Genomic DNA, 25,859 nt, shown 5'->3' on the forward strand with positions numbered 1-25,859 from the left:
GAATTATAAGGTCGGCATTTTGTCGACCTTATTTAATAGGGTCTAGTTTGAAAGAGAGGATTTGAAGATGACTGAACAATTAAATTTTGAAACAATAAACGAATTATATGGCTATATTCAAAAGCTGATTCCTGCACTAATCAAACTTTCGAATAAGTTAAGAAATATTAAAGATGAAGATACTTTGGAATTGATGAGAGTGGTTGTAGAAGGTATAGAATGGAGCTTTAATATTATACTATTGAATAAGGAGCATTTTAGTGAAATTGGCATAGTTTTAGACTATGAGAAAATTAGAGAGGTAACAGAAGAGCTCTCTGAGGCGTTAACAAATAAGGACCTTTTATTAACTGCAGACATATTAGAATATGAAATGGTAGACATTTTTACTATTGTAAACGATAAATTAGAGAATTATTTGAAAAAGTAATAGTTGATGGAGTTGTGATTTATGGATATGGTTTATGAAAAAAATATTAATAGAATTAGATCAAATAATATTGCCTTGTATAATAGAATAAAAGATCATATTGCAACAATGGATATCCAGATGCTACCAGCAAAGGACAATAATAAGTATATGCAAGTAAAAGTAGATGACAATATCTATAATATTAATAGTAAGTATAGACCATTGCATGAAGCCTTCAAATGGATAGAGGGATTAGATATTAAGGACAATTCAAAAATTATTCTTTTAGGATTGGGATCTGGATACAGAATTAGTCATATATTAAAAAAAATAACAAGTAATAATAAGTTATTAATAATTGAGCCTAGTTTAGATATTTTTATCGAGACAATAAAGAACTTTGATTTAACTAACCTATTTTCAAATAATAATGTTATATTGCTTATAAATGAAAAAGAGGATATAGTAAAAAAAAATGTTGGAAAGTTTATTGGTTGGAGAAATGTAAAACAGGTAGTAGTTGGAATGATACCAAATTACAATAATATTTTTTACGATTTATGTAATAGATACACAGAGATTATCAAAGAACAAATTGGCATTCAGCTGATAAATTATGATACGGGACAAGGTCTAGCAAAAGCTTGGTATAAAAATTTCATATTAAATACAACAAGCATATTAAATAGTTATAAAGTTAATGATCTTCAAAAAAAATTTGAAAATATGCCTGTAGTAATAGTATCCGCAGGACCGTCTCTTAATAAAAATGTAAAGCTCCTAAATAAAATAAAGGATAAGGCTTTAATAATATGTGTGGGAACTGCTTTTAAGGTTTTAAAAAAAGAGGGAATAAAGCCACATATAATAGTTACTTTAGATGGATCAATTGAAAATTACTATCATTTTGAAGGTCTCGATTATAACGACATTTTATTGATATATCTTCCTATTGTTTATCCACAAATTTTGCGTGAACATATGGGTAAAAAAGTCGTGAGCATAAATAGTTTACCCTATTTAGGGGAAGAGTTATTTGATGTATTAGGAGACGTTGAAGAGCTAAATGTTGGAGGTTCTGTCGCACACATGGCTTTGTCACTGGCACAAAAACTAGATGCTAACCCAATAGTTTTTATAGGTCAAGACTTAGCTTATGGGAAAGAGAAACAGACCCATGCAAAGGGTACATCCTTTGATGAGGGAAAGGTTGAGCACAGGGCTGATAAATTCGATCAAAATCTACTGGTAGTTAAAGATATAAACGACAAAGATGTTTTAACTGATAAGGTTCTATTTTCTTTTCTTAGATGGTTTGAACGTAAAATAGAAGAAGATATAAGTGAAAGAGTTTATATAGATGCAACAGAAGGCGGAGCAAAAATAATAGGGACTAAAATAATGACTTTACAAAAAGTTATTGACATATATATGAAGAATGATTTGACACAAGAAATAAAAAAAGTTGTAGAGCTTAGTGGTAGTAAAAGAATATGTGAAAAATGTAATACGGAACTTATTATTGACGACTTAAAATGTATATTAAAAAAAATAAAGGTATTAAGTGAAGAACTTATTAAGGGTCTAAAAATCATTGATAAATTAAAGGATGCATATAGTAATGGTATTGTATTAGAAGATGAGTCTCAAGATATAAAGAATATAAATGAAATAAGTAAGAGTTTTACTACAGATATAGACAGCTCAAGATTTTTAAGCTATGTATTGTATTATACAACATATAAAATGGATGAGTTCGATTTTAATGAAATAGGGTTAAGTCCTAGAGAAAAGAAGTATAGAGTTGTTGCTAAGCAAGAGTTTTTCTTTCAAACAACCAAAGATGTTATAACGGAATTAATTATAGTTATTGAAGATTGTATTAACGAATTAAAACAATTTAATTGAAAACTTGGAGGCTATAAATGAAAAGAGTGTTAATAACTGGTTCGGATGGTTTTATTGGAAGTCATTTAGTAGAAAGATTGTTAACGGAAGGATATGATGTAAGAGCATTTGTATATTATAATTCATTTAATTCATGGGGATGGTTAGATACATTTCCTAAAGAAAAATTAAAAAGCATAGAGATATTTACGGGAGATATCAGAGATCCAAATGGAGTTAGAAAGGCTATGGAAGGTATAGATGAAGTTTTTCATTTGGCAGCTCTTATTGCCATACCCTTTAGCTACCATTCACCGGACTCCTACGTAGATACTAATATAAAAGGCACATTAAATGTTCTTCAGGCGGCTAGAGATTTAAAAACCAAAAGAGTCCTTGTAACTTCTACATCGGAAGTATACGGTACAGCAAAATATGTACCTATAGACGAAAAACATCCATTCCAAGGGCAGTCTCCATACTCTGCAACTAAGATAGGAGCAGATAGGATGGCTGAAGCTTTTTATAAAAGCTTCAATATGCCTATTACAATTGTTAGACCATTTAACACCTATGGACCAAGGCAATCTGCTAGAGCAGTAATACCTACAATAATAACTCAGCTTTTATCAGGAAAAGAAGAAATAGAACTAGGAAGCCTTTCTCCTACTAGAGACTTTAATTATGTAAAGGATACAGTTAGTGGTTTTTTAAGTATAGCCAACTCAGGGAGTACAATAGGTGAAGAAATAAATATAGCTACAGGAAAAGAGATATCTATAGGTGAGCTAGCTAGCACACTTATTGATATAATTAACCCAAATGCCAAGATAATATGCGATGAAGAAAGAATTAGACCTGAGAAGAGTGAAGTAAATAGACTGTTGGGATCTAATGAGAAAATAAAGAGTTTAACAGATTGGAACTCTAGATATACACTAAGGCAAGGTTTAGAAGAAACGGTTGAATGGCTTAAGAACAACCTTCATAGATATAAGAGTAATATATATAATATATAGGTGATGAATATGGATAAAATTATACCTTTATCAGTACCAAATCTTAAGGGAAATGAATTGGAATATTTAACACATGCTATTGAGACAGAATGGGTTTCTACGGGTGGGAAGTATATAGATGATTTTGAAAAAGAAATATCAAAGTATTTAGGTGTAGAAAAGGCAGTTGCCTGTCAAAGTGGAACTGCAGGACTTCATCTAGCGCTAAAACTATGTAATGTTTCAAGTGGTGATGAAGTAATTGTACCGACACTTACATTTATTGCAGCTGTAAATCCAGTTAAGTATTTAGGAGCAGAACCTATATTTATGGATTGTGATGATACACTGACTATGGATATGGATAAATTGGAAGAGTTTTTAGAAAATGAGTGCATTATTAGTAATGGTAAACTAGTTAATAGGAAAACAAAAAAGCATATAAAGGCAGTTGTAGTAGTTCATGTATTTGGTAATATGGCTAATATGGAGAAATTAGTATATTTATCAAAAAAATTCAATTTTAAGATTGTAGAAGATGCAACTGAAGCATTAGGGACCTATTATAATGAAGGAATATATGTAGGGAAGTTTGCTGGAACAATAGGGGACTTTGGAGTATATTCATTTAATGGAAATAAGATTATAACAACAGGAGGAGGTGGAATGCTTGTTGCTAAGAATATAGAAGATACGAATAAAGCTAGATATTTCTCAACTCAGGCTAAGGATGATACTTTATACTATATTCATGAGGAAGTAGGATACAACTATCGAATGACAAATATACAAGCAGCACTAGGACTAGCTCAACAAGAACAATTGGAAAAGTTTATTGAAGTAAAGAAAAAGAATTATTATTTATATAAAAGTATTATTTCTGATATAAAGGGGTTAGAAATCTTAGACTTCAAAGAAAATATTAGACCTAATTACTGGTTTTATTCATTGTTAATAAAAAAGGATAAGTTCGGATCAGATAGAGATGAAATTTTAAAGGGGTTAGGTGAAAATAACATTCAAAGTAGACCGATATGGGGACTTATTCATGAGCAGACTCCTTATATTAATAATCAAAGCTATAAAATTGAAAAGGCTAAATATTATTTTAATAGAGTTTTAAATATTCCTTGTAGTTCAAATCTAACATATGAAGATGTTTTAACGGTAACTACTAGACTTAAGGATTTAAAAAAATAAATGTGCTATTTGCTTGAATGGAGGAATTAACTTGAAAATCTTGTGGGTTGTCTATGATAATGGTTCTTATATTTCTTGGTTTCCCCAGGGAGTAGCATACCTTGCATCAGCCTGTAGAAATGCAGGACATGAAGTGAAAATTTATAATCAAGATGTGTATCACTGGCCTGATGAACATCTGACAGAATACTTAGACAATGAAAAATTTGATGTAGTTGGCGTAAGTGTTATAGCTGGATATTATCAGTACAGAAAGTTATTTAAATTAGCAGATGCCATAAATAAATCTAAGAACAGACCTTTCTTTATGATAGGGGGACATGGACCCGCTCCAGAACCTGAATTCTTTTTAAAGAAAACTGGAGCAGACGTTGTGGGAATTGGAGAAGGTGAAATTACTGTAGTAGAATTATTGGATGCATTGGAAAATAGAAAATCCCTACATACTGTTAACGGAATAGCTTATTTGGAGAATGGAAAGCTAGTAAAAACTCCGGAAAGAGAATTGATTGAAAATATTGATGATATAGATTTTCCGGCATATGATCTGTTTCCGATGGATCATTATACTCTTTTGAGAATGCCTCATATTAATGCTGATGAGCGTTGTGTTCCTATTTTATCTGGAAGAGGATGTACATTTAAATGCAATTTTTGTTTTAGACTAGATAAGGGATTTAGACCTAGATCACCAGAAAACATAATTGAAGAAATCAAATTATTGAAGAAGAATTATAATGTATCCTATATAGCATTTTCAGACGAATTACTTATGAGTTCTGTAGAAAGGACGATGGAGCTTTGTGAGAAAATTATAGAAGCAAATTTGAACATAAAATGGGATTGTAACGGGAGATTAAACTATGCAAAACCTGAAGTGTTAGAAATGATGAAAAAGGCTGGCTGTGTTTTCATAAATTATGGAATAGAGTCTATGGATGAACAAGCATTAAAAAATATGAACAAGGCTTTGACAACTAAACAAATTGTTGAAGGAATTGAAAATACTTTAAAATCAGGTATAAGCCCAGGGTACAATATTATATTTGGGAATATTGGAGAAACAAAGAAATCTTTAGAATTGGGCGTAGAATTTTTGTTAAAATATGATGATCATTCACAACTTAGAACTATTAGACCGGTTACTCCTTATCCTGGGAGTCCATTATATTATTATGCTATTGAGAAAGGACTACTTAAAGATTGTGAAGACTTTTATGAAAATAAACATCTAAATTCTGATTTGCTAGCAGTAAATTTCACTGATATGAGTGATGAAGAATTTCATAGAGCATTATATGATGCTAATACAAGATTGATGAAAAATTATTTTGAAGCTAAGTGCAATCAATCGATTGAGATAGCAAAAAAATTATATATAGATAGAAATACATCATTTAGAGGTTTTAGAACGACATAATTAAATATTTTTAGATTAGTTAAACAAATTATAAAAGCCAAATATGAATTGGATGTGATTATATGGATATTGCGAAACTGTGTATAATCAAAGACCAGACTATAAAGCAAGCCCTACAGTGCTTAGATGAAAATGCTATGAAAATCCTATTTGTAATAAATAAAGATAAAAAATTACTTGGAACGATTACAGATGGAGATATAAGACGGTGGATATTGAAAAATGGTTCCTTAAACGAGACTGTCGATAAAATTATGAACACTAAACCCTATACACTTAATGAAAGAGATAAAACAAAGGCAAGGAAAATAATGAAGAAGAAAAATATTCAAGCCATTCCTGTTATAGACAATGAAAGGGAATTGGTATCAGTAATATTTTGGAAGGATGTTTTTGATAATACTTTTAAGGTGAACCGTATAATAAAGACACCAGTTGTCGTTATGGCAGGAGGGAAAGGAACTAGACTAAAACCTTATACTAATATTATACCGAAACCGCTTATTCCTATAGGAGACATACCTATAGTTGAAAGAATAATAAATAGATTTAATGACTATGGATGTAAAGACTTTTATATGTCTGTGAATTATAAAAAAAATATAATCAAAGCGTATTTTAATGATTTAGAAACAGATTATAATATTCACTTTATTGATGAAGAAAAGCCATTAGGAACAGCAGGGAGTCTTTATATGCTTAAAGAAAAAATAAAAGATACTTTTTTCCTTAGTAATTCAGATATATTAGTTAATGCTGATTATTCTGATATACTTGCTTTTCATAAGAAACAAAAAAATAAAATAACTATGATAACTTCTTTAAAACATTATACTATACCCTATGGAGTTATAAATATAGATCAAACTGGATATGTAGAAGATATCACAGAAAAACCTCAAATTGATTATTTAGTAAATACAGGGGTTTATATACTAGAGCCTGAAGTAATAAATGATATACCAGAAAACACCTTTTATCATATTACTCATCTAGTGAATGAGTATTTAGAAAAAGGCGAAAAGGTGGGAACTTATCCAGTGAGTGAAAAATCTTGGTTAGATATGGGACAGGTTGAAGAGATGAAAAGAATGATTAACACATTGGAGAGAGAATAAATGAATACCTGGGAAGGGCTGCCTTCAGTCATATTTGGTAGTGGAGCAAATTCGAGAGAAACTATGCACCTTATAGAAGAAATAAATAATAGCTCGAATACACCGGTTATAGAATTAGTTGGATTTGTTGAAAAAAACAGTAATTGTGTAGGTAGAAAAGTGGATGGGTATAAAATTGTTTGTGCAGATAATAATTTTGAGGAATTTGCAAAAAACTTCAAGATATTAGGAGTAGTAATTCCTATGGGGTCATCAACGATTAATGAATTAATATATAATAAAATTAGATGTATTCCTAATATCGTTTATCCAAATCTAATACATCCTAATGTAATATTTGACAAAAAAAGAAATAAGATTGGTAAGGGTAATATTATTACTTCTGGTGTTACGATTACTTTAGATATAGAAATAGGAGATTTTAACTTTATAAATAGAAATTCTACGATAGGACATGATGTAAAATTAGGAAAATTTAATATTATAAACCCTCTTACTTCAATATCAGGTAATGTGTGTATAGAAAAAAATACCTTGATTGGGACAGGTGCAAAAATTTTACAAGGAATAAATATAGAGGCAGAATCTATAATAGGAGCTGGGGCAGTGGTTACAAAGGACGTAAAAGCTGGCACTACAGTAGTGGGAGTTCCAGCAAGAAAAATAAAATAATGAAAAGGTGAGGTCATGAGAACTTTCATTATAGCTGAAATAGGAGTAAATCATAATGGCGATATAAATTTAGCTAAAAAACTTATTGATGCAGCAAAGGATGCTGGAGCAGACTCAGTAAAATTTCAAACCTTTAAAGCGAAAAATATTGTTTCAAAGTATGCAGAAAAAGCCAATTATCAAAAAGAAACTACAGATAACAAAGAATCTCAGTTTAATATGATACAAAACTTAGAAATGAGTTTTAAAGATTTTGAAATTTTAAAAAGCTATTGTGATGAGAAAGAGATACTTTTTATGTCAACACCATTTGATATAGAGAGCATAAAATTTTTAGATGAAATTGGACTTGATATTTTTAAAATTGCATCGGGAGAGATAACAAATCTTCCCTATTTAAAAGAGATTGGAAAGTTAAAAAAGAAAATAATAATATCTTCAGGGATGGCAACTTTAGGAGAAATTGAAGATGCTCTAGAGATATTAAAAGAAGCTGGAACTGTAGATATAACTGTTCTTCATTGTAATACAGAATATCCTACTCCAATGGAAGATGTAAACTTAAAAGCGATGAATACTATTAAGGAAGCCTTTAAAGTAGAAGTTGGATACTCAGATCATACAGTAGGTATAGAAGTACCAGTTGCAGCGGTGGCTATGGGAGCGCAAGTTATTGAAAAGCATTTTACACTTGATAAAAACATGGAAGGGCCAGATCATAGAGCGAGTCTTGAACCTGATGAATTGAAAGCAATGGTAAAGCAAATAAGAAATATTGAAAAAGCTTTAGGTGATGGAATAAAGAGACCATCAGAATCGGAGATGAAGAACAAAAATATTGTAAGAAAAAGTATTGTAGCTAGAAGAGATATTAAAAAAGGTGAAAAATTTACGAAAGAGAATATTACTGTAAAGAGACCAGGATTAGGTATAAGCCCTATGAGATGGTATGAAGTAATAGGTAGAGAAGCGAATAAGGATTACTTAGAAGATGAGTTGATAAAGATATGAGAAAGAAAGTTTGTGTGATAACAGGAACAAGGGCAGATTATGGGTTGCTAAAGCCACTTATTGATAGAATAGAAAATGATAATGATTTACAACTTCAAGTCATAGCTACGGGTATGCATCTATCACCAGAATTTGGATTGACTTATGAAGAGATTGAAAAAGATAATGTTAAGATAGATGAGAAAATAGAAACATTACTCAGTTCGGATACTACAATAGGAGTATCTAAATCTATGGGACTAGGCGTAATAAGCTTTGCAGAAGCTTATAATAGGTTGCAACCAGATATTATAGTAATTTTAGGGGATAGGTACGAAATTTTTTCTGCTGTTACTAGTGCAATGATATCAAAGATACCAGTAGCGCATTTACATGGAGGAGAAGCTACTTATGGATTAATTGATGAATCTATAAGGCATAGTATAACTAAAATGAGTTATCTTCATTTTACTTCTACTGAGGAATATAAAAAAAGAGTTATACAATTGGGAGAAACTCCCAATAGAGTTTTTAATGTAGGAGCTATTGGACTTGAAAATATAAAAAATATGAAGCTTTTATCAAAAAAAGAGCTTGAAAAAAGTATTAGATTTGAAATGAAAAACCCTACGGTATTAGTAACCTTTCATCCTGCAACTCTTGAAGAAGATTCTTCAGAGGTACAGTTTGAAAATCTCTTAAGTTGTCTTGATGAATTTATAAATACAAAAATAATATTTACTAAGGCCAATGCAGATACTCATGGAAGAGTAATAAATAAAATGATTGATGATTATGTTAAGAAAAATAGTAATAAATCTATAGTATTTACTTCTCTAGGACAGCTAAGATATCTTAGTGCCATAAAATATGTTGATGCTGTTATAGGAAATTCATCAAGTGGTATAATAGAGGTTCCGGCATTTAAGACCCCTACCGTAAATATTGGGGATAGACAAAGAGGAAGGATAAGATGCAAATCCATAATAGATTGTAAACCAACTAAAGATGAAATTAAAAAAGCAATAACCAAAGCTCTTTCAGATGACTTTAAAAATACAATAAATGATATAGTAAATCCTTATGGAGATGGAAATGTATCACAGCAAATAGTAGAAGAAATAAAGAAATTTTTATTAAATGATTTAATTGATATAAAAAAAGAATTTTATGATATAAGGATGGATTAAATTTGAAAATACTTTTTGTTGGATGTGTTAAATCATCGAAATTTTTTTTGCAAAAGCTAATATCAATGAATGAAAATATTGTAGGAGTAGTAACTAAACAGAAATCAAATTTCAATTCGGATTTTTGTGACTTATCAATTCTATGTGATGAAAATCTTATAGAATACAAATATGTAAAAAATATCAATGATAAAGATAGTATAGATTTTATAAAAAGAAAGAATCCTGATGTAATATACTGCTTTGGATGGTCTCAAATAATAGGTAAAGAGATTTTATCAATGCCTGAAATTGGAGTTTTAGGATTTCATCCATCAAATTTACCTAAAAATAGAGGTCGACATCCAATCATATGGGCATTAGCTTTAGGTTTAGAAGAGACAGCTTCAACCTTCTTTTTCATAGATCAGGGGGCAGATACAGGAGATATAATTTCTCAAGAAATTATTAATATAGATTATCAGGATGATGCTAATAGTCTTTATAATAAAATACTAGATAAAGCAATACTACAATTAGAAGAGTTTAATCAACAATTGAAAGAAGGAATTTATAAAAGAATTAAGCAAGATAATTGCTTAAGTAATTCTTGGAGAAAAAGAGGAAAAGATGATGGTAAAATAGACTGGAGAATGTCTTCAAGAAGTATATACAATCTGGTAAGGTCTTTAGCAAAACCATATGTTGGTGCACACTTCATTTATGAAGGTAAGGAAATAAAAGTTTGGAAAGTACAAGAAATGATAGATGACTGTTATATAAATATAGAACCTGGAAAAATAGTAAAGGTATTGTTACCTAGGGGATTTGTAGTGAAAACGGGAGAAAATCTAATAAAAGTGATAGATTACGATGATGCTTCAATAAAAGAAGGAGATTATTTATGATGAAAAAAGTTGTGGTTATATCACCTCACCCTGATGATGAAACCTTAGGATGTGGTGGAACCATTTTAAGATATAAAGAATTAGGATATAAAATTTATTGGATTAATATGACAGATATGAAGATAGAATATGGATATGATGAAAGAAGAGTAGAAAAAAGAAGTGAAGAAATTGACAAAGTATGTAAAATGTACGAGTTTGATGGTTTTTATAATTTAGAATTAAGACCAGCCTACCTAGATACATATCCTAAATCAGAAATAATAATGAGAATATCTGAAATAATTAGTGAATTAGAACCTAATATAGTAATTCTACCATATGAAAACGACATACATTCAGATCATAAAGTGACATTTGATTGTATATATTCTTGTAGCAAAATTTTTAGACATCCTTCAATAAAAAAGATTTTAGCTATGGAAATTATTTCAGAAACAGATTTTGCTTTAGGCGATAAAGGATTTTTACCTAATTACTTTGTTGATGTAACTAATTACTTAGAAAAAAAGTTAGAAATTATGAAAATATATGAAAGCGAATTAGGTAGACATCCATTTCCAAGAAGTGAAGACAGTATAAATGCATTAGCAACATTGAGAGGAGTTCAAGCAGGTGTAGAATACGCAGAGGGCTTCAGGTTAATAAAATATATAGAATAATTTTGAGGTGAAATAATATCATGAGTAAAATCTTAGCTTTTATACCCGCAAGGTCAGGTTCTAAGGGAGTAAAAGACAAAAATATCAGAGAATTGGCAGGAAAACCTCTTATAGCTTATGCAATTGAAGAAGCTATAGAGAGTAAGATATTCGAAGATATTATTCTGTCTACCGATTCGCAAGAAATAGCAGATATAGCTAGGAATCATGGTGCAAGTATACCCTTTTTAAGACCTAAAGAACTTGCTACAGACGAATCTCCTACTATAGATGCTATTTTTCATTGCCTGGATTATTTAAAAGGCAAGGGGAAAAAATATGATGCTATAATGCTACTTCAACCCACGTCACCACTTAGAAAATTTCATCATATAAGGGAAGCGTATAAGCTTTTTAATGAAAAACAGGCAGATTTTACTGTAAGTGTATGTGAGTGTGATCATTCGCCACTTTGGACTAATACAATTGATAAGGATTTAAAAATGGATCACTTTATTAGAGATGAAGTAAAAAACGTAAGAAGACAGGATTTATCTAAGTATTATAGATTGAATGGTGCTATATATATAGCTAAAGTTAATAGACTAACTGAAGAAAGAAGCTTTTTTGGCAAAAATAACTATGCATATATCATGAGCAAATTAAGTTCGGTTGATATTGATACAGTGGAAGATTTTATGTATGCAGATTTTATCATAGAGAAAAGAATTGAAATATAGATTCAGTGTAAATATCCAATAGTGCTTTAGCTTTTTTCAAGGTTATTCTTAAAATAGCTTTAATCATGGGGGGGATAGAATGAAAAAAATACTGTTAACATTTATATACAATTATAGTGACGATATAGAATATGAAGACATAGTATCTAATTTTAGTAATAGAAATTATGATATTCACTGTTTTAATGGGATAGAATTAAATAATTTTCCCATAGACAGATTACCTGACATAATTAAAGAACTCAAAGATCAATATGAGGATGAAATAAGCTTTTCTGTTATATCTAATATTAGAGAAGTCATAACTATATGGTATAGAGTGTACAATCAGTTAGTTGATAAATTCATATGTTTAATTGATGATATTGAGTTAACATTCAGTAATACTGAATCAGAAGGCTTGTTTAAGAATTTAGCATTATTTAATAGTATTGAAAATGAATTTCACGATACATCTAGAAGAATTTATTTAAATATAAAGGGTTCAAATTATAAAAAAATTATTAGTTTTTTATCAAGGAATTCAAATTATAAATATTTTGATGACTTAATCAACATAGATTATGATGATATTCAACCAGTATCATTTGAATTTTATAAATCATATATACTTGATAATTATCAATATTGTTTTCCAGTATGGGATATACAATCAAAGCATGAAATTAGAATTGACAAAAGGGTTACATTAGAGAATGAAAAAATTAGCAGCATTGCAAAATCTCCTTATTATATATTTATATTATCAATTTTCAATTTAGAAGAAAGAGATTTTTCTAAAGTAAAGGTTCTTATAAAGACAGTAAATAAGATACTAAATAGTGAGCAAAAATTATATTTTGAGAAGAAACTGAAAGAATATATTATTGACAAAAACAATAATTTTCCAGACAGATTAGGAATAGCAAGCCTACTAGCATCTATCAAATCAAAAGATTCACTAGGTTTGGTATTTGAAATGTTGAAGGAGGATTATGAACATATAAATTTGCACTATGGTATGCTGTATAATATATTATGCTATATTACTAATAACTTATTTGAGTATAATGCAAATTATTTGGAAGATATGTCGATTGAGCTAGATAAAATAATGACTTATTATCTTAATCATATGAGCTTGGAATATAAAAAAGAATATAATGAGGATGGAGATATAGTTATCATAACTGATCAATTACTTAATTTAGGACATTCACCTAGCAAATTAGTTTTAGATTTTTGTAAAGAATTTAGCAAATTATATCCTGATAAGACAATTTATTTATTTGTTGAGGATAGTCTTAAAATTAGGCAAGATGAGATTAGCTTATTGACTGTTTTCATGTCAGCTGAATCAATATATAGTCAAGAGACTCACAGAGAATATCTAAAGGGTCATAACAATGTGAGAATCATTTATTCAAATTGTAGTAATTATAAGTTTCAAAGAACGAGGGAATTTGTTTATAAAATAATAGATATTAATCCTAAGATAATACTATCATACAGCAATATCTCGATAACAAGTAGAATTTTATATGATTATTATCCAACTGTATATTACACTATGGGTTCAATTTATCAAATTGCTAAATGTGATGTTTTCGTTGCTTATGAAAAAATGAGAGATTTTGGATTTTATAACAAAGATATTACTTGCTTTTTGAAACCAGCTTTTAAGTCGTATAGTAAAACCGATAATATATCAAGAGAGAGTAGAGGATTTAAGGATGAAGATTTTATTATGGTTACAGTTGGTAATAGATTAGAAGGCGAAATTTCTGATGAATATTTTCTATTGATATCTAATTTTCTAAAAAAACATGAAAAAGCTAAATGGATTATAATTGGAGGTTTTAATTTAAGGGATAGATTTGAAAAATTTAAGTTAGATAATGAAGTTACTAAGCAGATAGTTAATATAAAATATGAGAGCAAATTACAAGATTTCTATTCAGTATGTGATATATATATAAATCCAGATAGGCTGGGTGGAGGAATAAGTATAGCTATGGCTATGGATGAAGGGCTACCTATTGTAAATTACACGAAATTTTCAGCAGGAATGTCATGGGTTGGACAAAAAAATTGCTGTGGGACTTCAGATCGTGAATATATAGAAGAAATAAGGCGATTGTATTATGATAACAAATATAGAAAAATAAGAGCACAATTAATGAAGATGCAGATATTAGAATGTAAGCTTGAGGAGCAAGTAAAAAGAATTAATGAACTATTCACTGCTGCAACGCAAAAATATAACTCTAGAAGAAAATAGAAGATAATAAGAATCTAAAGATATATAGGATTATGATACTATATGGAAACATCTATATTCGTTATAATCCATTACATTAATATAAATTTGAGATACAAGACTAGGGTAGAAATAATAATGGAGTGAAAATATTGAATAAAATTACAAAAGAATTTATGGAACATTTTACTAATAAATTTCAACATCATGGGCCAACACCTAAGGGTGTTGATTGGGGTGATAATGAAGAAACCGTTTTATTACGTTATAGTAAGATGTTGTCTGTAAAAGACTCATATAATGAACCTATAACGTTACTTGATGTAGGCTGTGGATATGGTGGGTTATATGAATATGCAAAAGAAAAAGGAATAACCCTGAAATATACAGGGATAGATGTATCATTGCCAATGATACAATATGCTCAAGATAAATATAAAGATACTGAAGATATTACTTTTATTTGTAAAGATATTTTTGATTTTGATACAGACAAAAAATTTGATTATATCGTATGCAATGGAATCTTAACTCAAAAACTTTCTGCCAGTATTATTGAGATGGATACTTATGCACATAGTCTAATAAAAAAAATGTATGAATTATGTAATATAGGAATAGCATTTAATCTTTTGACAACTAAAGTTCATTATATGGTATCTCATTCATACTATAGAAATCCTGTAGAATTATTTGCATACTGCTTAAATGAATTTACTAATAAGATAAAAATTGACCATTCATATTTATTATATGAGTATACAATGTATTTATATAAATAAAAAATAGGAGATGATATCTTTGAAAAAGATTGTTATTTTTGGAGCTGGAGACATAGCTGAATTAGCTAAATTTTACTTTGAAAATGATACGGATGGTCAAGTAGTTGCGTTTACTGTTGATAAAGAATATATTAAAGAAACGACATTTTGTGAATTACCAGTAGTTGGCTTTGAAGATGTTGAAAAACATTATCCACCAGATGATCATTATCTATTCATAGCAGTTTCTTATAGAGATATGAACGAAATTAGGGAAAAGAAATATTTTGATGGAAAGAAAAAAGGATATAAATTTACTAATTATATTAGTTCTAAAGCTACTATTTTAACGGAAAGTATAGGTGAAAATAATTTCATTTTAGAAGACAATACAATCCAACCATTTGTAAAAATTGGTGATAACAATATCATATGGAGTGGAAATCATATAGGACATCATTCAGAGATAGGAAACAATTGCTTTATAACATCACAAGTTACAATTTCTGGAAGAGTAAAAATAGAAGACAACTGCTTTTTAGGAGTAAATGCAACAATAAGAAACAATATTACAGTTAAATATAAGACACTGATAGGTGCAGGGGCATGGATCTCAAGTGATACTCAAGATTATGGAGTATATGTACACAAAAGCACTAAAAGCATTAACAAAAAAAGTACAGATATCTTGCTTTAATAAGGAGAACACATCTATGAAATGGAAAAAACTAGGCAAAATTTTTGAAGTTAATAACAATTATGATTGGATGATTTCCCATGTATCAAATCCAGTGGTTGAGAGAATTTCAAAAGGTACATATAGAATTTATTTCAGTACAAGAGATATAAATAATATTTCCAGAGTAGGATATATTGATGTAATACCAAGAGAAAATTTTAAAGTTATAAATATTTCAAATGAAGCAGTTTTAGAGCAAGGAGAATTAGGTACATTTGATGATAGAGGAGTTTCCATTGGATGTATTGTAAATTTTAAAAGAAAAAAATATTTATATTATGTGGGATGGAACCTTCTAAAAACTGCTCCTTTTATGAATAGTATAGGCTTAGCAGTATACGATGAGGCAATCCAAAAATTCAAAAGATGTGATAATGCACCTATAATTCAAAGAAGCAAAGCTGACCCTTTTTCAGTTTCGTATCCATTCATTATTAAAGAGGATAATAAGCTAAGAATGTGGTATGGATCTCACTTAACTTGGGGAGATGGGGACGCAAAAAATATGAAGCACTGCATAAAATACGCAGAATCTAAAGATGGTGCTAATTGGGATATTCGTGATATAAAATGCATTAATCTATATGATAATGAAATTGCAGTTTCAAGACCGTTTGTTATAAAAGATGAAGGACTATATCGAATGTGGTATTCATATGCAACTAAAGAATTTTACAATGGAAAAATTATATATAGAATTGGTTATGCAGAATCTCAAGATGGGATAAAGTGGTTAAGAAAAGATAGAGAGGTTGGTATTGATATCTCACAAATTGGTTGGGATAATGAGTCAATTTCCTACCCCTTTATATTTGATGAAATAGAAACTGGAACAAGATATATGTTATATAATGGAAACCAATATGGGAAATCAGGTTTAGGAGCTGCCATATTAGTAGAGGAGTAAGATAATGAAGAAAATAGCTATTCTACAATCAAATTATCTTCCTTGGAAAGGTGTATTTGACATAATAAATAGAGTAGATGCTTTTGTTTTTTTAGAAGATGTTCAATATACATCGAGAGATTGGAGAAATAGAAATAGAGTTTATACAAAAGATGGCTTAAAATGGATTACGGTACCGGTTAAGAAAACTAATAGAAATACCCTTATAAAAGATAGTTTAATAGATAATAGTACTAATTGGACAAATAAACATTATGGTACAATTGTTAGAAATTATAGTAAAGCTTTGTGTTTTGATGAATATACATGGTTAGTTGAAGAAATATATTTAAATAATAGGTGGAAATCATTAAGTGAATTCAATATTTATACAACAAGGTTAATAGCAAAAGAGTTGGGAATAGAAACTGAATTTATTAATTCATATGAATTACAAGTAAAAGGAACAAAAGATGATAGGTTAATAGATATATGTAAAAAGTTAAATGCTACACATTATCTATCAGGACCTGCAGCAAAATCTTATATTGTTCCTGAAAAGTTTGAAAATAATAATATTAAATTAGAATATATGGAATATAAGTATCCTAGATATAATCAACTACATTATCCATTTGAACATGGGGTTACTATTTTAGATTTGCTATTTAACTGTGGATCAGATGCATCATACTACATTTGGGGTTGGCGAGAAAATCATAGAGGTGAGTCTGTTGATACACTTTAATACTACTTATAAAAGTAAAAATGAAGAAGAATATATACTAGACGTTTTAGGTAGAAAAAAAACTTGTGGTGACGGATACTACACTAAAAAAGTAAGTAATTTTATTGAAAATAAATTTAATACTAAAGAAGCCTTAATGACAACATCTTGTAGTAGTGCTTTGGATATGGCATCAATACTTTTGGATTTAAAAGAAGGTGATGAGATTATAATGCCTTCTTATACCTTTGTTTCTACAGCAAATTCAGTTGTACTTAGAGGTGCTAGACCTATTTTTATAGATATAGATAGCGATACATTAAATGTTGATGTTAACAAACTAGAAGAAAAAATTACTAAAAACACAAAAGCAATATATCCTGTGCACTATGCAGGTGTATCTTGTGATATGGACAAGCTTTTAAATATTGCGAAGAGATACAATCTTAAGGTTGTAGAAGATGCTGCACAAGGGGTAAATGCAAAATATAAGGACAAATATTTAGGAACTATAGGTGATCTAGGATGTTATAGTTTTCACGAGACTAAGAATTACTCCTGTGGTGAAGGTGGATGTCTCTTATTAAATAAGGATAATGAATTAATAGAAAGAGCAGAGATTGTAAGGGAAAAAGGTACAAATAGAAAGCAGTTTTTCAAAGGTGAAGTTGATAAGTATACTTGGGTAGACAAGGGTTCTAGTTATTTACCATCTGAAATATTAATGGCTATGTTATTATCTCAATTTGAAGAGATGAATTTTATAAATGAAAAAAGAAAAAAAATATATAATTCTTATTATGAAGGGCTTAGAGATTTAGAGGCAAAAGAAAAATTAAGACTTCCAATAATTCCAGCGTATTCTAAACCTAATTATCATATGTTTTATATTGTTCTTAATAGTGGTGAAGAAAGAAATAAATTAATACTTGAATTGAAAGAGAGAGGTATACAAGCTGTATTTCATTATATCCCACTCCATTCTTCGCCTATGGGGAAAAAGTTAGGTTATAGAGAAGGTGATTTAAAAGCTACTGAAGATTTGAGTACAAGATTATTAAGGTTACCATTACACTTATATATTTCACAAAAGGATATAGAGAGAATTATAGATTCTATCTATTGTATATTAACTCAAAGGAGATAGTAAAGTTATGAAGACCTATTTAATAACAGGGGGTTATGGTTTCATTGGATCAAACTTTATAAGATACTTGTTTGATAAATACTTAGATGTACAGATTATTAATGTAGATAAACTAACCTATGCTGGTAATTTAGAAAATTTAGATGATATTCATGATATCAGCAATTATATGTTTGTAAAAGGTGACATCTGTGATAGCGATTTATTAGAGAATATTTTTAAGGAATATGATATTGACTACTTGATAAACTTCGCTGCTGAGAGCCATGTTGATAGAAGTATAGAAAATTCAGATGTGTTTATTAAGACCAATGTTCTAGGGACACAAACTTTACTGGATATTGCTAAGAAACATTGGGGAAAAGAGAATAGTTTTATTAAAGGAAAAAAATTCATACAAATATCGACTGATGAAGTATATGGTTCATTAGAAAGCCATGGTTATTTTACTGAAAATACTCCGCTAAATCCTCGTAATCCTTATTCTGCTAGCAAAGCAAGTGGCGATATGCTTGTAAGATCTTATTATCATACCTATAAGATGCCTGTAATAATTACGAGGTGTAGTAATAATTATGGACCATATCAGTTTCCAGAAAAATTAATACCTTTAATGGTTAATAATACACTACAAGGTAGAAATTTGCCTATATATGGAGATGGAAAAAATATAAGAGACTGGCTTTATGTAAAAGAGCATTGTAAAGCTATAGATATGATAATTGAGGCAGGTAAAATTGGACAAGTATATAATATAGGTGGGCATAATGAAAAGAGAAATGTTGATGTAGTGAAAACTATAATTAGAGAAGTAAAAAACTTACTGAGTGATAGTGATGAAAGAAGTAAGCATATATCTGAAAAATTAATTGAGTTTGTAGAAGATAGAAAAGGACATGATAGGCGATATGCAATAGATACACATAAAATAGAAAAAGAGATTGGCTGGAAATCGGAAATTAAGTTTGAAGAAGGTATAAGGCAAACTATTAAATGGTATCTAGATAACATTGAATGGCTCGAGAGTATAATATCAGGAGAATACAAAAGTGTAAATAAAAAAATATAAAAAGGGTGGCTACATAATGAAAGGAATAATATTGGCGGGAGGTTATGGAACGAGATTATACCCAACAACAAAAGTTATATCTAAACATATTTTACCGGTATATGATAAACCAATGATTTATTATCCATTATCCGTTTTAATGTTGTCGGATATTAGAGAAATACTTATTATATCTACACCTAGGGATATAAGTTTATATAAAGATCTCTTTAATGACGGAAGTCATTTAGGACTAAATATTAGTTATGCTATTCAAGATGAACCAAAAGGATTGGCAGATGCTTTTTTATTAGGAGAAAAGTTTATTGGTAATGACAGAGTTGCACTTATATTAGGTGATAATATCTTTTATGGTCAAAACTTTGTAAATATACTGAAAAGAGCTAAGGTAAGAGAAAAAGGAGCAACTATATTCGGTTATTTCGTGAAAAATCCGCAACAATATGGAGTTGTTGAATTTGATAAAGATCTCAATATATTATGTATAGAAGAAAAGCCAGTTAATCCAAAATCAAACTATGCTGTCCCTGGGTTATATTTTTATGATAATAGCGTAATAGATATTGCTAAAAATTTGACTCCTTCAGCTAGGGGAGAACTAGAAATTACAGATGTAAATAGGGAATACTTTAAAAGAAATTTATTAAAATTAGAGTTGCTAGGTAGAGGTATGACATGGTTAGATGCTGGAACACATGAGGGATTATTAGAAGCAAGTAATTTTATAGAAGTTATCCAAAAAAGACAGGGACTATATATTTCGTGTATTGAAGAAATAGCTTATAGAAAGAATTATTTAAGTAGTACTCAACTAATAGAGTTAGCAGAGCAGTACAAGCAAACAGAGTATAGTAATTATTTATTAAGCATTATTTAAGTAAAACATTATATATCGTAATTAAATAGTATATAGGTTAATTCTATTAGGGTATTGTATTAGAGAATCAAAAATGCAATTATCAATTTTCTTGCACAATTATTTTATAGAATATAAGAATTGGATTACTTTTTTTCAAATGTTAAATATTAAGAAAAATTGGAAGTTTGAAAAGAATACTATAGAGAAGGATTAAAGGAAACTTATTTAGATGTTGAGAGCCTAGTTTATGATGAAGTTTTATTATAAATATGAAAATATACAAAGGCAATACATAGGATTTATATGAGAATAATATCTATGCTGTACCTACAGATGGTGGCCGGGAAGAAATAGACAGTATAAGAGATTATGAAATAGCTTGTAAAAGATTTAAATAATCTTTTGAGAATTTATTAAGAGTTATCTAAAATATACCGATATATTAATTAGAATAATATATCGGGAGGGCTAAAAAATGGTGTCAGATAATATTAATAGTGTTTCTACAATAAGAAATGCAAATCTCCTTGAAGATTCTATAAGAGATTTTAGTGATGCTACTAATGTATCACAGGTAAATCAACAAAGTGAATCAGGGAGTAATCAGAAAGCAAGTGCATTAAACAATGAGAAACTAAGTGAAAAAACAATAAAAGAGGTAATTGATAATACCAATAAGAAACTTGTAGCTACCGATAGAAAATTTGAATTTAGTATAAATGAAGAAACTGAGGACATTATTGTAAAAGTCATAAATAAAGAGACTGATGAAGTAATTAGAGAAATACCGTCGGAAAAGATATTGGACATGGTGGCCAAAATGATGGAACTTGCAGGTTTGTTTATTGATGAAAAAAGATAATTAAGGGGGGAACTATATGAGTTATAATGTAGGTAATAGTATGACAAGGATAACAGGTATGTATTCAGGGTTTGATACTGATCAACTTGTTAGTGATCTTATGAAAGTAGAGACTCAAAGAGTCGATAAGTATAAACAAAAAACTCAATATTTAGAATGGCAGCAAGAAGCATATAGAGAAATAATAACGTCATTAAGAGATTTTGAAAATAAGTATTTTAGTTATAGTAATCCAAGTACAAATCTTAGATCAAGTAGCACATTCAATGGATATAAAGCAAGTTTGAGTAATGAAGATGATAGTAGATATATTGAAATAACAGGTGGAGCAGGATCGTTAACTGGAAATTACAATATTAGTAACATTTCTTTAGCTAAAACTGCTAGAGCAGAAGGAAGTACTATTTCAACAGGAAACATAGAGAGTGGCTCGCTTACACCTTTTCCGACAATAAGTAGTGCAAATGATAACAACGAAATAACTGTTTCGTTAAATGGAGCTAGTAAAGAGATAACTATAGATGATGGAATGGCAGATATAAATGCTCTAAAGACTAATCTTCAAACGAAAATTGATGCGGAATTTGGAAATGGAAAGATTACAGTGGGAGTAAATGGAGACAAGCTGACTTTCTCCACTGCCTCAACTACTGACAAAGTTGAAGTAGATTATGCATATAACGAAGGATATCAGCTACTTGGTAGTACAATTGGTTCAAATAAAGTTATTGATAACCAAAACAATAAGTTTGATGTAACCTTAGATGGAACTACAAAAAGTATAACTTTAACACCTAATACATATGCAACTTCATATGATTTAGAGGACGAAATTCAAACCCAAATAGATGCAGCCTTTGGAGCTGGGAACATAAGAGTTGTAAATAGCAGTGGGACTTTATCATTAAAGGCTGTAGATAGTTCAAAAAATGCAACTTCAGCGGACTGGAAGGGATGGGATACTTTTGTAGTTAATGATAGTGGAAATACTGTCGATGGATCTAATTCCTCTTTCACTGTAACCTTGGATGGAACGGATTATGATATTACTCTCACTGAGAAGGATTACACTAAAAGTGAGTTAGTTAGTGCTATCCAATCAAAAGTAGATAGTAGCAAAGTATTAGTTACAGTTGATAATGCAACTGGAAACTTAAGATTTGAGGCACTGTCTAGTAAATCTCTATCTACAGATAAGGTTAAGAATGATGGATTGCAGGATTTAAAACTAGATAGTGGAAGCAATTCAAATAGAACTGATTTAACAGCGAATTTAATTGATATAAAGGATAATTTTAGTACTCCTTTGGCTCCTGGAGCAGGAGATATAATTGAATTTACTATAAATGGGGAGAGTTTTTCATTTGATGCAACAAGTACATCAATGAACAGTATAATAGCTACTGTTAATAATAATCAAAATGCCGATGTAAGAATGATGTATGATGAACTAGCAGATAGGATAATTGTTGAAAGCAAAGATACGGGAGCTACTTCAAAAGTAGAGATAGCAGATGTTAACGGAAACTTTATGCAGGCTATAGGATTGAATGGAGCTTCTCAAAGTGGGAGTGATGCTAGTATAACAATAGATGATGGTACTGGCCCTCAGACAATAGAACGCCCAAGTAATGAGTTTACTATAAATGGTATAACTTATGATTTGAAAGAAGACTATGCAGGAACTGTAGGATTTAAAGTTGAAGGGGATTCTGACGAGCTATATGATAATATAAGCGCGTTTGTCGAAGATTATAATAAAATTATTGAGGATATAAATAAGAAGTTAACAGAAGACAAATATTATGACTATGATCCTCTTACAGAAGAGCAAAAAGACGAAATGTCTGAAAAAGAAATAGAACAATGGGAAGAGAAAGCAAAGAGTGGTATACTTAGAAGTGACAGCCTATTGCGTGGTTTAGTGGATAATATGAGAGGAATTATGTATGAATCAGTAGATGGGCTGGCTTTATATGATATTGGTATTGAAACAAGTTCCAATTATAAGGATGGCGGGAAGCTTGTAATTGATGAAAGCAAGCTGAGAGAAGCTATAGAAGATGATCCAGATCAGATTGCTAATCTTTTTACAAAAACAGATGAGGGAATAGCAAACAAACTATACGACGTTTTAGAAGATAATGTTACTACTAGAACTAACACCTATGGACAAAAAGGTTTGCTTTTAGAAAAAGCAGGTATGGTAGGTGATAGAACTGTAAGCAGTAACATAATAAGTGATCAAATATTACGCTATGATACTATGATTGACGATATGTTAGATGATTTAGTAGCTAAAGAAAATTATTACTATAATATGTTTGCAAAAATGGAAAGTGCTCTTGCGCAAATGCAATCCCAATCAAGCTTTTTATCGGGACAAATGGGTTAGTGACTTTAGATAATTACTAGGAGGTAAAGACGTGGTAAACAATGCTTATAATCAATATATGAAATCTTCTATAATGACAGCTCCTCCAGAAGAATTAGTTCTTATGCTATATAACGGGGCAATGAAATTTTTAAAAAGGGCCGTAATTCATCTAGAGGATAATAATTTGGAAGGATGTCATAAAGCTGTAGTTAGAGCACAGGATATAGTTATAGAATTTATGTCTAAGGTTGATACCGATTATGAGGTTGGAAAAAATCTATATGATCTATACGAATATATGTATAGAAGACTAGTAGAAGCAAATGTTAATAAGGATAAAGAAATGATTGAGGAAGTATATGGGATGTTTGGTGAGCTTAAAGAAACTTGGGAGGAAGCTATAAAAATTGATAGAAAGAATAGAAAATAAGCGAATTGATAGTTTAATAGAAATTTTGAATATTAAATTAGAATTATTACAGGGAATATATGATTTGACATGTGATCAGGCTCAAAAGTTAAAGGATGAAAATATTGATGGTTATATCAAAATACTAGATAGAAAAGAGATTAGAATAAAAAAGATCAAAGAATTAGATGAAAAATATAATGATGGTTTAGAAAAAATAAAAGAATCATATAATACTGAAGATCTAAATGATATACAAGGCTCTGAAAAAGTCGTTGATTTAAAGCAAAATATACAGAAAGTTTTAAAGAATATATACGATGTTGATAAGTCTAATAGCGAGAAATTTAACCTAGAGTTTGAAAAAGTAAGAAGTAAAATGGTGGATTTTAAGAAGGGTAAAAAAGTAACTTCTAATTATTATAAAGTACCTACCCAAGTAGGTGGATACTTTATTGATAATAAAAGATAAACTTCTTGATAGGAGGGATACTTATGGAAGTCAATTCTTATCAAATGGAAAACTTACAAAGTGTTCAAAGTGCTTTAAGCATAGCTGCAATGGACATGGCCATGGGTCAAGGTGCAGAATCCATGACGGCAATGATTGAAGACATGGAACAAATTTCTAAGACTTTAGAAAGATCTGTAACACCCCATAAGGGCGGTAACATTGATATTAGGCTATAGTACTTAAAGCAAGTAGAGTTTTATCTACTTGCTTTAAGTATATTTATAACACATAGGAATGGATGATATCATGTCAACGGAAAGAATTATAAATGAATTGATTGATATAAGTAAAAATAAATATAGACTTTTGCAGATATTATTAGGTATTGAAAAAAAAATAAATCAATCTCTACAATCACTTATGCCACGAAGCGTTATTAAGCAGATGGAAATAAAGGATAAGTATATTACCGAGGCTAACAATCAGGATGTGAAATTTTACACTTGTTTTAATGAGTTAAAAACGAATCTTGGTGTGGATAGTCTTGAGAAGGTTGACGGTACAAAATATCCTAGAATGAAGGAATTGAAGAAAATTATTGGTGAAATTTTAAATGTAGTAGGGGAGATAGAAATTATTAGTAGTGAAAATTCTAAAATTTTTAAAAGTAACATGGATAAAATGGGGAATGAACTAAGAGGAATAAAACAAGGAAAAAAGGCGGCAAATGCATATAAAGCACATAAAAAACTTTCAAATCCACAAAAATCCTATGAGAAAAAATAGAACTTGCGTTGCCCTAGATTATGCTAAAGGTCCTAGATTTTATATTATCTAGGGCCTAAATTTTTGACAAAAATAATTACTCTTTAAGGCATAATTCCGAACTTTTCTATTTTTTTCGAAGTCATTTTTCGCTAATTTATGCATAATTATTATCCAAAATTTTTGTCTTTTTCAACAAATTTTTTAAGGCAAAGCTTGTACACAAAAAATTAACATGTTATTAACATTCAAAGATGGGGAAAATACACTTATCAACAGAATTATCCACATTATCCACAGAAATTCAAAAAAATATCCACAAATGTGTGGAATAATAGCTTTGTGTAATAAATATTGTAAACAGACGAATAAAATATTATAATCTGTAAATTCTGATAAAAATTCAAGGA

26 protein-coding genes are annotated in these 25,859 nt (G+C 29.6%); all 26 read left to right on the forward strand.

The genetic code is table 11. The features are described 5' to 3' along the window. The first annotated feature begins 67 nt into the window (after window positions 1–67). The 26 genes from R9X47_RS19345 to flgN (R9X47_RS19470) all read left to right on the forward strand — a co-directional run bounded on the left by R9X47_RS19345 (window position 68) and on the right by flgN (R9X47_RS19470) (window position 25,470). Entirely contained in the window at window positions 68–430 is a 363-nt protein-coding gene (locus tag R9X47_RS19345) for a hypothetical protein (RefSeq protein WP_432662677.1), read from the forward strand. Window positions 431–451: 21 nt separating this feature from the next. Continuing rightward, entirely contained in the window at window positions 452–2,320 is a 1,869-nt protein-coding gene (locus tag R9X47_RS19350) for a motility associated factor glycosyltransferase family protein (RefSeq protein ID WP_432662678.1), read from the forward strand. Window positions 2,321–2,337: 17 nt separating this feature from the next. Further along, entirely contained in the window at window positions 2,338–3,318 is a 981-nt protein-coding gene (locus R9X47_RS19355) for an NAD-dependent 4,6-dehydratase LegB (protein ID WP_432662679.1), read from the forward strand. A 9-nt stretch (window positions 3,319–3,327) separates the two neighbouring features. After that, a complete protein-coding gene (locus R9X47_RS19360; protein WP_432662681.1) occupies window positions 3,328–4,497 on the forward strand; it encodes a LegC family aminotransferase in 1,170 nt (389 codons plus the stop codon). Window positions 4,498–4,528: 31 nt separating this feature from the next. Continuing rightward, on the forward strand, window positions 4,529–5,917 hold the full coding sequence (locus tag R9X47_RS19365) for a B12-binding domain-containing radical SAM protein (protein ID WP_432662683.1): 1,389 nt from the start codon (window positions 4,529–4,531) through the stop codon (window positions 5,915–5,917). Between the two features lie 62 nt (window positions 5,918–5,979). Continuing rightward, the gene (locus R9X47_RS19370; protein ID WP_432662684.1) at window positions 5,980–7,035 is read left to right on the forward strand and encodes a nucleotidyltransferase family protein; all 1,056 of its coding nucleotides are present in this window, start codon (window positions 5,980–5,982) and stop codon (window positions 7,033–7,035) included. Beyond that, window positions 7,036–7,707, forward strand: coding sequence for an acetyltransferase (locus tag R9X47_RS19375; RefSeq protein WP_432662686.1), 672 nt, complete (start codon window positions 7,036–7,038; stop codon window positions 7,705–7,707). A 15-nt stretch (window positions 7,708–7,722) separates the two neighbouring features. After that, window positions 7,723–8,718, forward strand: a complete 996-nt coding sequence (gene neuB, locus R9X47_RS19380) for an N-acetylneuraminate synthase (RefSeq protein ID WP_432662688.1) — start codon at window positions 7,723–7,725, stop codon at window positions 8,716–8,718. Then, window positions 8,715–9,887: a UDP-N-acetylglucosamine 2-epimerase gene (neuC, locus tag R9X47_RS19385; protein WP_432662689.1), complete on the forward strand. Its 1,173-nt coding sequence runs from the start codon at window positions 8,715–8,717 to the stop codon at window positions 9,885–9,887. The genes neuB and neuC overlap by 4 nt, the downstream gene beginning before the upstream one ends. Before the next feature lie 2 nt (window positions 9,888–9,889). Further along, window positions 9,890–10,774, forward strand: coding sequence for a formyltransferase family protein (locus R9X47_RS19390; protein ID WP_432662691.1), 885 nt, complete (start codon window positions 9,890–9,892; stop codon window positions 10,772–10,774). Then, on the forward strand, window positions 10,771–11,436 hold the full coding sequence (locus R9X47_RS19395) for a PIG-L deacetylase family protein (RefSeq protein WP_432662693.1): 666 nt from the start codon (window positions 10,771–10,773) through the stop codon (window positions 11,434–11,436). The genes R9X47_RS19390 and R9X47_RS19395 overlap by 4 nt, the downstream gene beginning before the upstream one ends. A 20-nt stretch (window positions 11,437–11,456) precedes the next feature. After that, entirely contained in the window at window positions 11,457–12,155 is a 699-nt protein-coding gene (locus tag R9X47_RS19400; protein WP_432662694.1) for a cytidylyltransferase domain-containing protein, read from the forward strand. A gap of 79 nt (window positions 12,156–12,234) precedes the next feature. Further along, on the forward strand, window positions 12,235–14,415 hold the full coding sequence (locus R9X47_RS19405) for a glycosyltransferase (protein ID WP_432662696.1): 2,181 nt from the start codon (window positions 12,235–12,237) through the stop codon (window positions 14,413–14,415). Window positions 14,416–14,546: 131 nt separating this feature from the next. Next, window positions 14,547–15,176: a class I SAM-dependent methyltransferase gene (locus R9X47_RS19410; RefSeq protein WP_432662697.1), complete on the forward strand. Its 630-nt coding sequence runs from the start codon at window positions 14,547–14,549 to the stop codon at window positions 15,174–15,176. Window positions 15,177–15,195: 19 nt separating this feature from the next. After that, window positions 15,196–15,852 (forward strand): acetyltransferase, encoded by a 657-nt coding sequence (locus R9X47_RS19415; RefSeq protein ID WP_432662698.1) that lies wholly within the window; start codon window positions 15,196–15,198, stop codon window positions 15,850–15,852. Window positions 15,853–15,868: 16 nt separating this feature from the next. After that, window positions 15,869–16,801 (forward strand): hypothetical protein, encoded by a 933-nt coding sequence (locus R9X47_RS19420; RefSeq protein WP_432662700.1) that lies wholly within the window; start codon window positions 15,869–15,871, stop codon window positions 16,799–16,801. A 4-nt stretch (window positions 16,802–16,805) separates the two neighbouring features. After that, window positions 16,806–17,528, forward strand: a complete 723-nt coding sequence (locus R9X47_RS19425; RefSeq protein ID WP_432662701.1) for a WbqC family protein — start codon at window positions 16,806–16,808, stop codon at window positions 17,526–17,528. Beyond that, a complete protein-coding gene (gene rffA / locus R9X47_RS19430; protein WP_432667668.1) occupies window positions 17,506–18,654 on the forward strand; it encodes a dTDP-4-amino-4,6-dideoxygalactose transaminase in 1,149 nt (382 codons plus the stop codon). The genes R9X47_RS19425 and rffA overlap by 23 nt, the downstream gene beginning before the upstream one ends. Window positions 18,655–18,661: 7 nt before the next feature. Continuing rightward, window positions 18,662–19,723, forward strand: coding sequence for a dTDP-glucose 4,6-dehydratase (gene rfbB, locus R9X47_RS19435; protein WP_432662702.1), 1,062 nt, complete (start codon window positions 18,662–18,664; stop codon window positions 19,721–19,723). 16 nt (window positions 19,724–19,739) lie between these two features. Next, window positions 19,740–20,600, forward strand: a complete 861-nt coding sequence (gene rfbA, locus R9X47_RS19440; protein ID WP_432662704.1) for a glucose-1-phosphate thymidylyltransferase RfbA — start codon at window positions 19,740–19,742, stop codon at window positions 20,598–20,600. Between the two features lie 457 nt (window positions 20,601–21,057). Next, window positions 21,058–21,444 carry a flagellar protein FlaG gene (locus R9X47_RS19445; protein ID WP_432662705.1) on the forward strand — a complete coding sequence of 129 codons (387 nt, stop codon included), beginning with the start codon at window positions 21,058–21,060 and terminating at the stop codon, window positions 21,442–21,444. A 16-nt stretch (window positions 21,445–21,460) separates the two neighbouring features. Next, window positions 21,461–23,839 (forward strand): flagellar filament capping protein FliD, encoded by a 2,379-nt coding sequence (gene fliD / locus R9X47_RS19450; RefSeq protein WP_432662707.1) that lies wholly within the window; start codon window positions 21,461–21,463, stop codon window positions 23,837–23,839. 31 nt (window positions 23,840–23,870) lie between these two features. Then, the gene (gene fliS, locus R9X47_RS19455) at window positions 23,871–24,251 is read left to right on the forward strand and encodes a flagellar export chaperone FliS (protein WP_432662709.1); all 381 of its coding nucleotides are present in this window, start codon (window positions 23,871–23,873) and stop codon (window positions 24,249–24,251) included. Continuing rightward, the gene (gene flgN, locus R9X47_RS19460) at window positions 24,229–24,702 is read left to right on the forward strand and encodes a flagellar export chaperone FlgN (protein ID WP_432662710.1); all 474 of its coding nucleotides are present in this window, start codon (window positions 24,229–24,231) and stop codon (window positions 24,700–24,702) included. The genes fliS and flgN (R9X47_RS19460) overlap by 23 nt, the downstream gene beginning before the upstream one ends. A 23-nt stretch (window positions 24,703–24,725) precedes the next feature. Continuing rightward, window positions 24,726–24,920 carry a putative motility protein gene (locus R9X47_RS19465; RefSeq protein ID WP_432662712.1) on the forward strand — a complete coding sequence of 65 codons (195 nt, stop codon included), beginning with the start codon at window positions 24,726–24,728 and terminating at the stop codon, window positions 24,918–24,920. Window positions 24,921–24,990: 70 nt separating this feature from the next. Beyond that, window positions 24,991–25,470 carry a flagellar export chaperone FlgN gene (flgN, locus tag R9X47_RS19470; protein ID WP_432662713.1) on the forward strand — a complete coding sequence of 160 codons (480 nt, stop codon included), beginning with the start codon at window positions 24,991–24,993 and terminating at the stop codon, window positions 25,468–25,470. Window positions 25,471–25,859 lie beyond the last annotated feature (389 nt).

This window comes from Wukongibacter baidiensis, from assembly GCF_050888315.1.
In the GTDB taxonomy this organism is placed as follows: Bacteria; Bacillota; Clostridia; order Peptostreptococcales; family Caminicellaceae; genus Wukongibacter; species Wukongibacter baidiensis.